We start from the raw sequence: 14,202 nt of genomic DNA, 5'->3' as shown, positions 1-14,202 counted from the left end.
ACCGGGCGTCGCAGCAGCGAAAGATCGACCTGCGAGTGGAACACTAGCCGCTGGTCCTCCCCGGTCGGGCGAGGGAAAAGCGGCCCCGGCAGAAAACCCCATTCGGCCCTGCGAGCCGACGTCTCCGATAAGAGAATGCCAGACGCAGTCGCCACAAGAGTCCTGGACCGAGAACACAATGCTGGAAATCAAGAACCTTCATGCCCGCGTGACGGGCACCGATACGGAAATCCTGCGGGGCGTCGACCTGACGGTCCGCCCCGGCGAAGTCGCCGCGATCATGGGCCCGAACGGCTCGGGCAAGTCGACGCTGTCCTACATCCTGTCCGGGCGCAGCGACTACGAAGTCACCGACGGCGACATTCTGTACAATGGCGAGTCGATCCTGGAGCTCGACCCGGCCGAGCGCGCCGCCGCGGGCGTCTTCCTCGCCTTCCAGTATCCGCTGGAGATCCCGGGCGTCGCCACCATGACCTTCCTCAAGACCGCCGTGAACGCCCAGCGCAAGGCGCGGGGCGAGGCCGAGCTGACGACGCCGGACTTCATCCGGCGCGTGAAGGCATCGGCCGCCGATCTGAAGATCGACCCGGCCATGCTGAAGCGGCCGCTGAACGTCGGCTTTTCCGGCGGCGAAAAGAAGCGCGCCGAGATCCTGCAGATGGCGCTCTTGGAGCCGAAGCTCTGCATCATGGACGAGACCGATTCCGGCCTCGACATCGACGCGCTGAAGATCGTGTCCGACGGCGTCAACGCTCTCCGCTCTGCCGACCGCTCCTTCCTCGTCATCACCCACTACCAGCGCCTGCTCGAGCACATCGTGCCCGACACCGTGCACGTCCTCTACAAGGGCCGGATCATCCGCACCGGCGGCAAGGAACTGGCGCTGCAGCTCGAGGACGAGGGCTACGCGACGATCATCGGCGAGGCGGCCTGATGTCGGTCGTCCCGCTGCGTCGCCTGACGCCCGCCGAAGAGGCCGTGATCGCCAGCGCCGAGAAGGGGCTCGTCGACGGCGACGAGACCCGGCGCAACGCCATCGCGGTCCTGCGCCGCGAAGGCCTGCCGCACCGCCGCGTCGAGGCCTGGCACTACACCGACCTGCGCTCGCTGGTGGGCAGCCACAAGCCCGGCCTGATCACGCGCGTCATCGACGCCCTGACGCCGACGGCCGAGCCTGAGCTGCTGGCCCCGTTCATTCCCGGCAGCACCGTCATCGATCTGGGCGCGCCCTCTGCGACAGTCGCCCTCGCCGGTGTCACCGTCGAGCGCCTGTCGGCAAGCCCCGACTGGCGCGAGGCCGCCAACCATCTCGACCGCGACGTCGATACCGTCCGTCTCCTCAACGCCTCTTTCGGCTCGCAGGCGACACGCGTGACCGTGGCCGTCGGCATTGAGCTCGCCCATCCCATCGAACTCGGCGCCATTCCCGGCCAGGGCAGCGAAAGCACGTTCGTGCTCTGCGACGTGGGTGCCGGCGCCAAGGCGGTCTTCGTCGAGCGCCTCTCGCCGGGCAACCAGTCGGCGATGTCGACGGGCGTCACGAACCTCACGATCGGCGACGGCGCCGAGGTGCTGTGGATCGTCGACCAGGCGAAGGACAAGGACGAGACGCATCTCGGCCAGCTCAACGTCACCGTCGGCGCCAACGCCACCTTCCGCCTGTTCATGCTGAACGCGGGCGGCGCACTGGTCCGGCTCGAGGTGCACGCCGAGACCACGGGCGAGGGCGCCGACATCCAGATGCGCGGCGTCACCCTCCTGCACGGCGGCCAGCACATCGACGTGACGACGACGCTGAACCACACCGTGCCGAACACCACGGCGACGGAGACGTTTCGCAATGTCGTCACCGGCGGCCACGGCGTCTTCCAAGGCATGATCAAAGTCTCGCGCGGTGCGCAGAAGACCGATGCCCGCATGGCCTGCAACACGCTGCTGCTCTCGGACGACGGCGACTTCTCGGCCAAGCCCGAGCTCGAGATCTTCGCCGACGACGTGCAATGCGGCCACGGCGCGACGGCGGGCGAGATCGACGCCAACCATCTCTTCTACCTGATGTCGCGCGGCATTCCCGAGCGCGAGGCCCGCGGCCTTCTGGTCAAGGCTTTCGTCAAGGAAGTCGTCGAGGAACTGGAGCACGAGGCGGCGATCGAGGTGCTGGAAGCGCGGATCGACGCCTGGCTGGCCGCCGATCACTGATGTCCCGCAAGCCTGTCCGGCACCTGCCGGCGGGCGTGGAAGGAGACGACCCATGAACCTGGAAAGCCCGATCCGCGCCGGCTACGACGTGGAGGCCGTGCGCCGCGACTTTCCGATCCTGTCGACGCAGGTCTACGGCAAGCCGCTAGTCTATCTCGACAGCGGCGCCTCGGCGCAAAAGCCGCAGGCCATGCTGGACGCCATCCAGAAAGCCTATTCGCAGGACTATGCCAACGTCCATCGCGGGCTGCACTTCCTCTCCAACAAGGCGACGGAAGAGTATGAAACCGCTCGCGAAACCGTTCGCGCTTTCCTGAACGCCGGCAGTGCCCACGAGATCGTCTTCACCTCCTCGGCGACGGAGGCGATCAATCTCGTCGCCTACGGCTACGGCATGCCGGAGATCGGTGAGGGCGACGAGATCGTGCTGACGATCATGGAGCACCACTCCAACATCGTCCCCTGGCATTTCCTGCGCGAGCGCCAGGGCGCCAAGCTCGTCTTCGTGCCGGTCGAGGACGACGGCTCGATCTCCGTCCAGGCCTTCGAGCGGGCGATCACGCCGCGCACCAAGCTGGTCGCGATGACGCACATGTCGAACGTTCTCGGCACGGTGACGCCGGTGAAGGAAGTCGTGGCGCTGGCGCATGCCCGCGGCATTCCCGTCCTCGTCGACGGCAGCCAGGCGGCCGTGCACCTGCCGGTCGACGTGCAGGATCTCGGCTGCGACTTCTATGTCGTCACCGGGCACAAGCTCTACGGCCCGACCGGCATCGGCGTGCTCTACGGCAAGGAGGCCATGCTGGAGCGCATGCGGCCGTTCAACGGCGGCGGCGAGATGATCGTCGAGGTCAGCGAGGATCGCGTCACCTACAACACGCCGCCGCACCGCTTCGAGGCGGGGACGCCGCAGATCGCCCAGGCGATCGGCCTGGCCGCATCGCTGCGCTACATGGACGGAATCGGCCGTGAGGCGATCCTCGGCCATGAGACGCTGCTGCGCGACTACGCACACGAACGGCTCGGCGCCGTGAATTCGCTGCGGATCTACGGCCATGCGCCGGGCAAGGGGGCGATCGTTTCGTTCGACCTCGAAGGCATCCACTCGCACGACGTCTCGATGGTCATCGACCGTGAGGGCGTCGCCGTGCGGGCCGGGACGCATTGCGCCCAGCCGCTGTTGAAGCGATTTGGTGCGACCTCCACATGCCGGGCTTCGTTCGGCATGTATAATACCCTGGCAGAAGTTGATATCCTGGCCGAGGCACTGGAAAAGGCGAGGCGTTTTTTCGCTTGAGGACCAATGACATGACTGAAGATGCGGACCTGAAGATGGAAGTCGCGACGCTCGCGCCGGACGATACGGCCGAGGCCAATGTCGCGATGGCGCAGGGCGTCGCCAAGGTGTCGGCGATCCCGACCGAAGAACTGACGCGCCTGACGGACGACATCGTCGCGGCGCTGAAGACGGTCTACGATCCGGAGATTCCGGCCGACATCTACGAGCTCGGCCTGATCTACAAGATCGACATCGAGGACGACCGCAGCGTCGCCGTCGAGATGACGCTGACGGCGCCAGGATGCCCGGTGGCCGGCGAGATGCCGATCTGGGTGGAGAACGCGGTCTCTTCGGTCGAGGGCGTTTCGCATGTCAATGTCAGCCTCGTCTTCGATCCGCCCTGGACGCCGGACCGGATGAGCGAAGAGGCGCAGGTTGCCGTCGGCTGGTTCTGATAAGGCCGAGGCCGGCGCGAGGCTGACGGGGAGACCTGCCGCCGCCGTTCCGGCCTTGCGTTCTGCCGCGGGGACGCCCATTTTCATACCGATCGTTTGCAAACGATCCCACCGCCACGAGAGGACCTGGATCATGAGCCGCTTCACCGTCATGAACCTGACCGACACCGCCGCCCATCGGGTGCGCGATATTCTCGCGGCCAAAGGTGGCGACGCCCTAGGTCTTCGGGTCGGCGTGAAAAAAGGCGGCTGCGCGGGCATGGAATACACCGTCGAGCTGGCCACCGAGGCCCGGCCGCACGAGGACATGGTGGAGAAGGACGGCGCCAAGGTCTTCGTCGCCCCGGAAGCCGTGCTGTTCCTGCTCGGTACCGAAATGGACTACGAAGAGACGACCCTGCGCTCCGGATTCACCTTCAAGAACCCGAACCAGACCTCGGCCTGCGGTTGCGGCGAATCCGTCGAGCTCACGCCGGTCGACGCCTCGGCCATCGAGAACCGCGTGTCCTGAGACCACCCGGGGCGGGGCGATGGACGGCGATCTCCTGCGGGAGCTGTTCGCCAGCCTCGGACCCATCCAGATTCGTCGCTTGTTCGGCGGGCAGGGGATCTATGCCGACGGCCTGATCCTCGCTCTGGTGGTTCGCGGAACGCTGATGCTGAAGGCCGACGCGCAGTCGGCGCCGGCGTTCGAGGCCGCTGGGTCTATCCCCTGGAGCTACGAGCGGCCCAAAGGTCCACCCGTCCGCATGCCCTATTTCACCGCGCCGGACGAGATCTTCGACGATCCGGACAGGGCGACGCACTGGGTGGGCCTGGCGCTGGAAGCCGACCGCCGCAGCGCCGTCGTCAAGAAGCCATCCTCAAAAGCAAAACGGCCGCGCTGAGTACAGCGACGGCCGTTTGCATTTCACGAGCACCCTGAGCCCAAGTGATGAACTTCCGCCGTCGATCCGCGCGCGGCGGAGCGTGGCGTATCAGAAGCCGGTTTCGATCAGCATGAAGGCGGGAACCTCGTCGCCAAAGCCGACGGGCGAGTGCTCGTCGGAGCGGCCGCCCTCATGGCGTCCGCCGGAGCGTCCGCCGTCGCGGGAGTCGCGTCCGCCGGAATTGTGACGGGGCGCCGGGGCGCGGTCGGTGGCAACGGGCCGGGGCTCGGCGACGCGCGGCGCGATGATCTCGATAGGCAGAACATCGGCCACCGGGGCGGACTCGACCTCGGGGGCAGAAACGATCGCGGCCGGCGGGATGGCCTCAGGCAGAGCCTCCGGCTCTACGGAAACCGGATCGACCTCCGCGGCCGCGCTGTTGCGCGCTTCGACCGAATTGGCGCGTGGCCGGCGGGGCGTGCCGCTGGCGCTGCGGCGCAGCTTCTTCTCGGGCTTTGCCTCTTCCGCCGCGGCCTCGACTGCCGGCAGGTCGGACACCTGGCCGTCGAGCCACTCGAATTCGGTACCGAGCATCTTCTCGATGGCGTCGAGATACTTCTTGTCGGTGCGAGTGACGAGGGTAAACGCCTTGCCCGACCGACCGGCACGGCCGGTGCGACCGATGCGGTGGACATAGTCCTCGGCGTGGATCGGCACGTCGAAATTGAAGACGTGGCTGACCGCCGGAATATCCAGGCCTCGGGCGGCGACGTCGGACGCCACCAGGATCTGGATCTTGTTCTCGCGGAAATTGTGCAGCATCGTCATGCGCGCCCGCTGCTCCATGTCACCGTGCAGGGCGCCGGCGGAGAAGCCGTGCTTTTCCAGGGAGCGGAAGAGCGACGCCACGTCGACCTTGCGGTTACAGAAGATGATGGCGTTGGTGATGTCGTCCTGGCTGCGCAGCAGCTTGCGGAGCGTCTCGCGCTTGGCGAAATCTTCCTTGTGCGTCGCGACGGCCTTCTGCTCGACCGTCAGCGCCGCCGAGGACGCCTTGGCGACTTCGATGCGGACCGGGTTCTGCAGGAACTGCTCGGTCAGGCGGGTGATCTCCGGCGGCATGGTGGCCGAGAAGAACAGCGTCTGCCGCGTGAACGGGATCATCTTGCAGATCCGCTCGATATCCGGAATGAAGCCCATGTCGAGCATGCGGTCGGCCTCGTCGATGACGAGGATTTCGACGCCGGTCATCAGAAGCTTGCCGCGCTCGACATGGTCGAGCAGGCGGCCCGGGGTGGCGATCAGCACGTCGGCGCCGCGGTCGATGAGCTTGTCCTGCTCGCCGAAGGACATGCCGCCGATGAGCAGCGCGACGCTGATCTTCTGGTCCTTGCCGTATTTGGTGAAGGTCTCCGCGACCTGCGCGGCCAGCTCGCGCGTCGGCTCGACGATGAGCGTGCGCGGCATGCGGGCGCGGGCGCGACCCTTTTCGAGCCGGGTGAGCATCGGAAGGACGAAGGAGGCCGTCTTGCCGGTTCCGGTCTGAGCGATGCCCAGAACGTCTCGGCCTTCCAGCGCATGTGGAATGGCCTGGGCCTGGATCGGCGTCGGCTCGGTGTAGCCGGCCGCTTCAACGGCTGCGAGAACTTTGGCGCTGAGGCCGAGTTCGGAAAAAAGCATAGAGTTAGGTGATCTCGTGAGTGACGAAGGGTGAGGCGAAAGCCGCAAATCGCACGCGTGTGATATCGGCGATAGGGCGAAGACTTTTTCAAGTCAACCTCTTCGCCCTATATAGGGCATGGTTGGCTTAATTCATATGACGGTTTGAAAAACCCGGCGATCCTCCCTCTCGGCGGCGCAGATGCCGGAAGGGAGATGTTTCGCCTGAAAGGCCGCCGTCAGTTCGTCGCCGGGCCGAACGTGTAGGGCTGATCCTTGAAATAGTGCAGTTCGTAGGTCTCGGAGATCTCGCCGTCCGAGGGGACGATGTCGAAGAACAGCGTCAGCCCGGTCGTGTCCCCCTCCGTGGGTTCGTCGGCGCGGTAGCCGACGATGGCACCATTGATGCCCGGAATTTCCTTGATCTCGGTGGTCGACAGGACGTTGGTGGTCGCGGCGGATTTCTCCAGCTGCTGGATGAAGAACCGGTAGCTCTCCTTTTCCGGCGGCCCGACCTGCAGCATGACGGTGCGCCAGACGCCGCTTTTATCGCCATCGGTCCAGGGACCGACGATCTGCACATCTTCGATCGGCAGCGGCAGTGCCTGGACGGCGGCCAGGACGCCGTCGTCGGTCGTCGTCGGTGCAGACGCTGTCGCGGCCGGCGCTGCCGGTGCGGCGGGCGTCGCCGCGGCGTCGGCGGGCGCAAGGCCCGGCGCCGGCTCGGGAGGCGTCTCGGCCGGTGCGGTCGTCTCGGCGGGTGCCGGTGCCGACGGCGGCGTGTAGGGCGCTGGTGCCGCGGGCGCGGCAGGGGCGGCGACGGGCGCCTCCGTCTGTGACCAGGCGGCGGACGGCTGCAGGCTGAGCGCTGCGGCCGCGATGCCGGCGAAAAGGGCGGTGCGGTTCGTCATCGTGTCGTTCCTTGCCTGTTGCGTCGTCGAGCCCGCCGCAGCGGGCGCCTACACGTCGAGGTCGACCGCGAAAGCGGCGCGTTCCTGGATGAAGCGGAAGCGCGCATCGGGCCGGTTGCCCATCAGCGCGTCGACCGCCCCGGCGGTTCCCGATTCCGGTGTCTCGTCGATGGCGACCTGCAGGAGCGTGCGCTTCCTCGGATCCATCGTCGTTTCCTTCAGCTGCGAGGGCAGCATTTCGCCGAGACCCTTGAAGCGGCTGACCTCGACCTTGCCCTTGCCCTTGAACTCCTTCGCCATCAGCCGCTCGCGGTCCTTGTCGTCGCGGGCATAGGCGACTTTGCCGCCCTGCGCGAGCCGATAGAGCGGCGGCACGGCGAGGAAGAGATGGCCCTGGCGAATGAGGTCGTGCATTTCCTGGTAGAAGAAGGTGATCAAGAGCGAGGCGATATGGGCGCCGTCGACATCGGCGTCGGTCATGATGATCACGCGCTCGTAGCGCAGATCCTCTTCGCGGTAGCGCGCGCGGGTGCCGCAGCCGAGCGCCTGGATGAGGTCGGAGATCTGCTGGTTGGCGCTGAGCTTTTCGCGGCCCGCGCTGGCCACATTGAGAATCTTGCCGCGCAGCGGCAGGATCGCCTGACGGGCGCGGTCGCGCGCCTGCTTGGCCGAGCCGCCGGCGGAATCGCCCTCGACGATGAAGAGTTCGGCGCCCGCGGCCCCCGTCTGCGAACAGTCGGACAGCTTGCCGGGCAGACGCAATTTGCGCGTCGCGCTCTTGCGGTTGACTTCCTTCTCCTGGCGCCGCCGCAGCCGCTCGTCGGCGCGGTCGACGACCCAGTCGATTAGCCTGGCCGCATCCTGCGGCGAGGAGGCGAGCCAGATATCGAAACTGTCGCGGATCGAGCTCTCGACGATGCGCTGCGCTTCCGCGGTGGCGAGGCGATCCTTCGTCTGGCCGACGAATTCCGGCTCTCGGATGAAGATCGACAGCATGGCGGAGGCCGAGATCATCACGTCGTCGGCGATGACGGCGGCGGCCTTCTTGTTGCCGGAGACTTCCGCGAACGCCTTCAGGCCGCGCGTCAGCACCGTGCGCAGGCCCGCCTCGTGCGTGCCGCCTTCCGGCGTCGGGATGGTATTGCAGTAGGAGCGCACGAACCCGTCGCCGCCCGTCCACGAGACCGCCCATTCCACCGCGCCGTGGCCGGAAACTTTCTCGGTCCGGCCGGCAAAGGTCTGGCTGGTGACGCGCTGCTCGTCGCCGAGCGAGCCTTCGAGATAGTCCTTCAGGCCACCGGGAAAGTGGAAGGTCGCCCGCGCCGGCGTCTTGCCGTCGGCGGGCAATAGCGAGGGATCGCACGCCCAGCGGATCTCAACGCCGCCGAAGAGATAGGCCTTCGAGCGTGCCATCTGCAGCAGCCGCGCCGGGTCGAAGGCGGCATTGGCGCCAAAAATCTGCGTGTCCGGCAGGAAGCGCACCTTGGTGCCGCGGCGGTTGTGGACCTCGCCGATTTCCTCCAGCGGGCCGACGGCATGACCGCGCTCGTAGACCTGGCGGTAGAGTTTCCGGTTGCGCGCCACCTCGACCTCGAGCCGCGACGACAGCGCGTTGACGACGGACACGCCGACGCCGTGCAGGCCGCCCGAGGTCTCGTAGACCTTGGAATCGAACTTTCCGCCGGCATGCAGCGTGGTCATGATGACCTCGAGCGCCGAGCGGTTGGTGTATTTCGGATGCGGGTCGACCGGGATGCCGCGGCCATTGTCGGTGACGGCGAGATAACCGTCGGCCTCGAGCGCGACCTCGATGAAATTAGCGTGGCCGGCGACGGCCTCGTCCATGGCATTGTCGATCACCTCGGCAAAGAGGTGGTGCATCGCCTTCTCATCGGTGCCGCCGATGTACATGCCCGGCCGCCGGCGCACCGGCTCCAGGCCTTCCAGCACCTCGATGTCGGCCGCGGTATAGCTCGCCTCCGCCGATCCCGGCGTCGCGGCCTTGGCAGCCGACAGCGCATCGGCGGCCTTGGGCCGGGCCGGGGACCTGATCGGGCGTACCTTGGCGGCCGCGCCTCCGGAGAAGAGATCGTCGCTCATGATGCGCTGCAAGCTGCCTTGTCGACTGGGCCCTCGGCGGGACGGGAATTCCTGGCTCTGGACTATACTTTCACGAAATGTTCTTCAACCCGGACGGGCCCGAAAGCCGAGCGAAGCGGTGGTGATCAACAGCTTTGCGCGTCGGCGTGGCTTGCGCGTCACGCCGCTTTGCGCCAGGGAACCGCCCATGGCCCGAAGCCCCGCCAAACGCCCCTTTTTCGCCGCCGCCGCCTGGGCGATTCTGTCCGGCATCGCGCTCGCCGCCCCGGCGCAACTCGCGCCCTTCAAGGACGCGCTCTTCGCCTATCCGCCGCTGACGGCGATCGGCGACGGCGGCGACTTCATCGATGTCGACTATTCCGAGCTGCGCGACATCAACGGCCGCGACGAGATCCCGGAGCGGCGGGCAAAGGCGGCCTATGTCGACCGCGCGCCGCTGGCCACCCAGGAGGAGGCGAGCCTCCCGACGCCCGCCGGGCCGCTGGCAATCATGACCGTCGGGAATGCGAAGACCCCCACAAGCATCGTCCTGTTCATCCACGGCCGCAATGGCGACCGCCGCCTCGGCATGAATGACTGGACCTTCGGCGGCAATTTCAACCGGCTGAAGAACCTTTTGTCCCGCGCCGGCGGCCTCTACGTCACCGCCGACGCCGGCAGTTTTTCCGGAGCCGACCGCACCCGGGTCGGCACGCTGGTCGAGACCCTCGGCCGCGACCACCCGCAGGCGACGATCGTGCTCGCCTGCGCCTCGATGGGCGGCGAGTTCTGCTGGGACCTTGCCGGCGATGCCGCCGTCACCCGCCACGTCGACGGCCTCGTCATGCTCAGCGCCAACACGCCGCCGACAAAACTCGCCGCCATGCGCAAAGCCGCCGGGGCGCGCCAGATCCCGCTGCTCCTCGCCCACGGCACGCGCGACAAGGTCTTTGCCTGGGACGACGCCAAGGCCGTCTACACCGCGCTGCGGAGCGGGGGCTACCCAGTGCGCTTCGTGTCGTTCGAGACGGGCAACCACGGCACGCCGATCCGGATGATCGACTGGCGAGACAGCTTGAACTGGGTTTTTCAGAAGGCAGCGCCATAGGCTTCGTGCTGGCCTCGCCGCCGATCGACCCCAGCGAGCCCTTGTCCGATTCCTTTTTTGTGGTTACATTTAGCCATGCGAATAACCTTCGATCCTGCGAAGCGGGCCCGTACTCTTCAGGAGCGCGGTCTCGATTTCGCAGACGCGGGAAAAGTCTTCGCGGGGAAGACTCTCGACCGGCCAGACGTTCGTCAGGACTGTGGCGAGGAGCGCATCGTCACCGTCGGGCATCTGGCAAGCCGCATGGTCGTTCTTGTTTGGACCCCGCGCGGCGATGCCTGCCATATCATTTCGATGAGGAAAGCCAATGACCGCGAGCAAGCCCGATACGAAGCCTGGCTGGATTGATCCCGATGATGCGCCGGAGTTGACGGACGCTTGGTTTGAGGGCGCGACGCTGCGGGAGAATGGCGTGGTCAAGCGGCTTCCCGGCCAGCGGGGGCCTGGTAGGAAACGTCCGAAGGAAGCCGTCACCTTGCGTCTCGATGCTGAAATCCTCGAGCATTTTCGGGAAACGGGCGAGGGCTGGCAGACGAGGATCAACGACGCTCTGAAGGCCGTCATCGCCTCACCCAAGGCCTTATGACTCCAGCGCCGGAAAGCGTGCGTGGTCCGCGGACGCGGACCATCGGCAAACGAAGACGGGCGCCGAAGCGCCCGTCTTTTACCTGAAGCCAGATCGTCCTTACGCGCGGTCGTCGACCGCCACGTAATCGCGCTGCGGGGCGCCCGTGTAGAGCTGGCGCGGGCGGCCGATGCGCTGGTGCGGGTCCTCGATCATTTCCTTCCACTGCGCGATCCAGCCGACGGTGCGCGCGACGGCGAAGAGCACGGTGAACATGGTGGTGGGAAAACCAAGCGCCTTCAGCGTGATGCCGGAATAGAAGTCGACGTTCGGGTAGAGCTTCTTTTCGATGAAGTAGGGGTCGGTCAGCGCGATGCGCTCCAGTTCCATCGCCACTTCCAGCGTTGGATCGTCCTTGATGCCGAGCTCGTCCAGCACCTCGTGGCAGGTCTTCTGCATGATGGTCGCGCGCGGGTCGTAGTTCTTGTAGACGCGGTGGCCGAAACCCATCAGGCGGAAGGGGTCGTTCTTGTCCTTGGCGCGGGCGATGTATTCCGGGATGCGGTCGACCGTGCCGATTTCCATCAGCATGTTCAGCGCCGCCTCGTTGGCGCCGCCATGCGCCGGGCCCCAGAGGCACGCGATGCCAGCGGCGACGCAGGCGAAGGGATTGGCTCCCGACGAGCCGGCAAGCCGAACCGTCGAGGTCGAGGCGTTCTGCTCGTGGTCGGCGTGGAGAATGAAGATCCGGTCCATGGCGCGTGCGAGGACCGGATTGATCTTGTACGGCTCGCAGGGGACCGCGAAGCACATGTGCAGGAAGTTTTCCGCGTAGGAGAGGTCGTTGCGCGGGTAAACGAAGGGCTGGCCGACATGGTATTTGTAGGCCATGGCCGCCAGCGTCGGCGTCTTGGCGATCATGCGGATCGAGGCGACCATGCGCTGGTGCGGATCGGCGATGTCGGTCGAGTCGTGGTAGAAGGCCGAGAGCGCGCCGACCGAGCCGACCATGACGGCCATCGGGTGGGCGTCGCGGCGGAAGCCGGAATAGAAGCGCGACATCTGCTCGTGCACCATGGTGTGCCGGGTGACGCGGTAGACGAAGTCGGACATCTCGCGCTCGGTCGGCAGTTCGCCGTAGAGCAGGAGATAGCAGGTCTCGAGGAAGTCGCCCTTTTCGGCCAGCTGGTCGATGGGATAGCCGCGGTGGAGGAGGACGCCCTCGTCACCGTCGATATAGGTGATCTTCGATTCGCACGAGGCGGTCGACGAAAAGCCGGGATCGTAGGTGAACATCCCCGTCTGCTTGTAGAGGGAGGCGATGTCGACGACATCCGGACCGATCGTGCCGCTCCGGATTTCGAGGTCCGCCGTCTTGTCTCCCAGTGCTATCGTCGCCGAATGGTCCGTCATGCGTATCCCCTTCTTTGAAAGACGCGAGCGCCGAGGCTTTCGCAGCGCACACCTCGATAAACCTGCCTACTCCAAACCACCGGAGGGGACAAGTTGCGTATCCATTGGACATGTTGCGCCGCACTGCGACCCGATCTGCCGCATTGGAAGTCAGATCGACTGATCACTTAACCTTGCAAGGGCCTCTTCGCGCCCCAGCACCGCCAGCACGTCGAAGACGCCGGGCGAGGTCGTCCGGCCGGTGAGGGCGGCGCGCAACGGCTGCGCCGCCTTGCCGAGCTTCAGGCCCTTTTCCTCAGCATAGGCGCGTACCGCGTCTTCGAGCGGCGTGGCACTCCAGTCGCCGACGGCCGACAGGCGCGGCACCAGATCGGCGACGATCGCACGACCGCCCTCGGCGAGGATGGCCTCCGCCTTGTCCTCCATCGGCAGCGGGCGGGCGGCGAAGAGGTAGGTGGTCGAGTCGGCCAGCTCTACGAGGGTCTTGGCCCGCTCCTTCAGCCCGGCCATGGCGGCGGAGAGCAGGGCGCGCGTCTCCTCGTCCGGCTTGCGCTTCAGGATCTCGCCGTTCGGCAGGTGGTCGCGCTCGGTCATCAGGAGATCGACGAGCTCGGCATCCGGCGCGGCGCGGAGATAGTGGCCGTTCAGCGCGTTCAGCTTGGCGAAGTCGAAGCGCGCGGCGCCCTTGTTCACGTCCGTAATGTCGAACCAGGCGATCATGTCTTCCAGCGCCATGATCTCCTCGTCGCCATGGCTCCAGCCGAGGCGGGCGAGGTAGTTCAGGAGCGCCCGCGGGAGGTAGCCGAGGCCCCGATAGGCATCGACGCCGAGCGCGCCGTGGCGCTTCGACAGTTTGGCGCCGTCCTCGCCATGGATCAGCGGGATATGCGCCATGACCGGGACTTCCCAGCCCATGGCCTGGTAGATCAGCGTCTGCCGACCGGCATTGGTGAGGTGGTCGTCACCGCGGATGATGTGGGTGACGCCCATGTCGTGGTCGTCGACGACGACGGCGTGCATGTAGGTCGGCGAGCCGTCGGAGCGCAGCAGCACCATGTCGTCGAGATCGCGGTTGGGAAAGCGCACCTCGCCCTGCACCTGGTCGTAGACGATCGTCTCGCCCTCCTGCGGCGCGCGCAGGCGGATCACCGGCTTCACGCCCTCCGGCGCCTCCGACGGATCGCGGTCGCGCCAGCGGCCGTCATAGCGCGGCGGGCGCTTTTCGGCGCGGGCCTTCTCGCGCATCTCGTCGAGCTCGGCCTGACTGGCGTAGCAATAATAGGCCTTGCCGGCGGCGACCATCTCCTCGGCGACGGCGCGGTGGCGGGCGGCGCGCTCGAACTGCGAGACCGGCGGCTCGTCGGCCGTAAGGCCGAGCCAGGCGAGGCCCTCGATGATCGCCACCACCGCCGCCTCGCTAGAGCGTTCGCGGTCGGTGTCCTCGATGCGCAGCAGCATCTTGCCGCCCATGCGCCGGGCATAGAGCCAGTTGAACAGCGCCGTGCGGGCGCCGCCGATGTGCAGGAAGCCGGTCGGCGAGGGCGCAAAACGGGTCACGACGGGTTTCGTCATCGGGTCTCCACTCGCCCGGAGGCGATCTTTTCGGATCGGAATTTGATTGCGGCTGTGTAGCATAGGGGGAAGGAGAGACAAGGCGGCGAGGGG

The 14,202-nt window shown here is 66.5% G+C and carries 14 protein-coding genes; 9 read left to right on the top strand and 5 right to left on the bottom strand.

Translation table 11 applies throughout. From position 1 onward, the window contains the following. Window positions 1-178: 178 nt before the first annotated feature. The 6 genes from sufC (at window position 179) to IEX88_RS15130 (ending at window position 4,820) form a co-directional block, all read left to right on the top strand. On the top strand, window positions 179-934 hold the full coding sequence (sufC, locus tag IEX88_RS15155; protein WP_188852152.1) for a Fe-S cluster assembly ATPase SufC: 756 nt from the start codon (window positions 179-181) through the stop codon (window positions 932-934). Next, window positions 934-2,199 carry a Fe-S cluster assembly protein SufD gene (gene sufD / locus IEX88_RS15150; protein WP_188852150.1) on the top strand — a complete coding sequence of 422 codons (1,266 nt, stop codon included), beginning with the start codon at window positions 934-936 and terminating at the stop codon, window positions 2,197-2,199. The genes sufC and sufD overlap by 1 nt, the downstream gene beginning before the upstream one ends. A 52-nt stretch (window positions 2,200-2,251) precedes the next feature. Beyond that, entirely contained in the window at window positions 2,252-3,496 is a 1,245-nt protein-coding gene (locus IEX88_RS15145) for a cysteine desulfurase (protein WP_188852148.1), read from the top strand. Window positions 3,497-3,507: 11 nt separating this feature from the next. Then, entirely contained in the window at window positions 3,508-3,933 is a 426-nt protein-coding gene (locus IEX88_RS15140) for an SUF system Fe-S cluster assembly protein (protein ID WP_373289598.1), read from the top strand. Between the two features lie 133 nt (window positions 3,934-4,066). Beyond that, window positions 4,067-4,444, top strand: coding sequence for a Fe-S cluster assembly scaffold SufA (gene sufA, locus IEX88_RS15135; RefSeq protein ID WP_188852146.1), 378 nt, complete (start codon window positions 4,067-4,069; stop codon window positions 4,442-4,444). 19 nt (window positions 4,445-4,463) lie between these two features. Continuing rightward, a complete protein-coding gene (locus tag IEX88_RS15130) occupies window positions 4,464-4,820 on the top strand; it encodes a TfoX/Sxy family protein (RefSeq protein ID WP_188852144.1) in 357 nt (118 codons plus the stop codon). Window positions 4,821-4,910: 90 nt separating this feature from the next. Here the strand turns inward: IEX88_RS15130 and IEX88_RS15125 are convergent, their stop codons facing one another. The 3 genes from IEX88_RS15125 to parE form a co-directional block, all read right to left on the bottom strand. Next, on the bottom strand, window positions 4,911-6,482 hold the full coding sequence (locus IEX88_RS15125; protein WP_188852142.1) for a DEAD/DEAH box helicase: 1,572 nt from the start codon (window positions 6,480-6,482) through the stop codon (window positions 4,911-4,913). Between the two features lie 218 nt (window positions 6,483-6,700). Beyond that, on the bottom strand, window positions 6,701-7,372 hold the full coding sequence (locus IEX88_RS15120; RefSeq protein ID WP_188852140.1) for a hypothetical protein: 672 nt from the start codon (window positions 7,370-7,372) through the stop codon (window positions 6,701-6,703). 48 nt (window positions 7,373-7,420) lie between these two features. After that, window positions 7,421-9,472: a DNA topoisomerase IV subunit B gene (parE, locus tag IEX88_RS15115; protein WP_188852138.1), complete on the bottom strand. Its 2,052-nt coding sequence runs from the start codon at window positions 9,470-9,472 to the stop codon at window positions 7,421-7,423. A gap of 187 nt (window positions 9,473-9,659) precedes the next feature. Here parE and IEX88_RS15110 point away from each other — a divergent pair, with 187 nt between their 5' ends. The 3 genes from IEX88_RS15110 (at window position 9,660) to IEX88_RS15100 (ending at window position 11,145) form a co-directional block, all read left to right on the top strand. Continuing rightward, window positions 9,660-10,559, top strand: coding sequence for an alpha/beta hydrolase family protein (locus IEX88_RS15110; RefSeq protein WP_188852136.1), 900 nt, complete (start codon window positions 9,660-9,662; stop codon window positions 10,557-10,559). A 75-nt stretch (window positions 10,560-10,634) separates the two neighbouring features. Further along, on the top strand, window positions 10,635-10,907 hold the full coding sequence (locus IEX88_RS15105) for a BrnT family toxin (RefSeq protein WP_188852134.1): 273 nt from the start codon (window positions 10,635-10,637) through the stop codon (window positions 10,905-10,907). Next, a complete protein-coding gene (locus IEX88_RS15100) occupies window positions 10,867-11,145 on the top strand; it encodes a BrnA antitoxin family protein (protein ID WP_188852132.1) in 279 nt (92 codons plus the stop codon). The genes IEX88_RS15105 and IEX88_RS15100 overlap by 41 nt, the downstream gene beginning before the upstream one ends. Before the next feature lie 99 nt (window positions 11,146-11,244). On the opposite strand, the gene gltA is transcribed toward IEX88_RS15100, so the two are convergent. Both gltA and gltX read right to left on the bottom strand, forming a co-directional pair. Beyond that, on the bottom strand, window positions 11,245-12,537 hold the full coding sequence (gltA, locus tag IEX88_RS15095) for a citrate synthase (RefSeq protein ID WP_188852130.1): 1,293 nt from the start codon (window positions 12,535-12,537) through the stop codon (window positions 11,245-11,247). A 150-nt stretch (window positions 12,538-12,687) separates the two neighbouring features. Then, a complete protein-coding gene (gene gltX, locus IEX88_RS15090; RefSeq protein ID WP_188852128.1) occupies window positions 12,688-14,109 on the bottom strand; it encodes a glutamate--tRNA ligase in 1,422 nt (473 codons plus the stop codon). Window positions 14,110-14,202: the final 93 nt, after the last annotated feature.

The organism is Aureimonas glaciei (assembly GCF_014643375.1).
GTDB lineage: Bacteria > Pseudomonadota > Alphaproteobacteria > Rhizobiales > Rhizobiaceae > Plantimonas > Plantimonas glaciei.
Note: the sequence above shows the minus strand (reverse complement) of the source record. Positions and strands in the feature narration are given on the sequence as shown.

Bases quoted from the DNA above. Each gene is read 5' to 3' on its own strand.
- gltA (WP_188852130.1), bottom strand. From the start codon at position 12,537: ATGACGGACCATTCGGCGACGATAGCACTGGGAGACAAGACGGCGGAC.
- IEX88_RS15130 (WP_188852144.1), top strand. From the start codon at position 4,464: ATGGACGGCGATCTCCTGCGGGAGCTGTTCGCCAGCCTCGGACCCATC.
- IEX88_RS15140 (WP_373289598.1), top strand. From the start codon at position 3,508: ATGACTGAAGATGCGGACCTGAAGATGGAAGTCGCGACGCTCGCGCCG.
- IEX88_RS15145 (WP_188852148.1), top strand. From the start codon at position 2,252: ATGAACCTGGAAAGCCCGATCCGCGCCGGCTACGACGTGGAGGCCGTG.
- parE (WP_188852138.1), bottom strand. From the start codon at position 9,472: ATGAGCGACGATCTCTTCTCCGGAGGCGCGGCCGCCAAGGTACGCCCG.
- IEX88_RS15105 (WP_188852134.1), top strand. From the start codon at position 10,635: ATGCGAATAACCTTCGATCCTGCGAAGCGGGCCCGTACTCTTCAGGAG.
- IEX88_RS15110 (WP_188852136.1), top strand. From the start codon at position 9,660: ATGGCCCGAAGCCCCGCCAAACGCCCCTTTTTCGCCGCCGCCGCCTGG.
- gltX (WP_188852128.1), bottom strand. From the start codon at position 14,109: ATGACGAAACCCGTCGTGACCCGTTTTGCGCCCTCGCCGACCGGCTTC.
- sufA (WP_188852146.1), top strand. From the start codon at position 4,067: ATGAGCCGCTTCACCGTCATGAACCTGACCGACACCGCCGCCCATCGG.
- IEX88_RS15120 (WP_188852140.1), bottom strand. From the start codon at position 7,372: ATGACGAACCGCACCGCCCTTTTCGCCGGCATCGCGGCCGCAGCGCTC.
- sufC (WP_188852152.1), top strand. From the start codon at position 179: ATGCTGGAAATCAAGAACCTTCATGCCCGCGTGACGGGCACCGATACG.
- IEX88_RS15125 (WP_188852142.1), bottom strand. From the start codon at position 6,482: ATGCTTTTTTCCGAACTCGGCCTCAGCGCCAAAGTTCTCGCAGCCGTT.
- sufD (WP_188852150.1), top strand. From the start codon at position 934: ATGTCGGTCGTCCCGCTGCGTCGCCTGACGCCCGCCGAAGAGGCCGTG.
- IEX88_RS15100 (WP_188852132.1), top strand. From the start codon at position 10,867: ATGACCGCGAGCAAGCCCGATACGAAGCCTGGCTGGATTGATCCCGAT.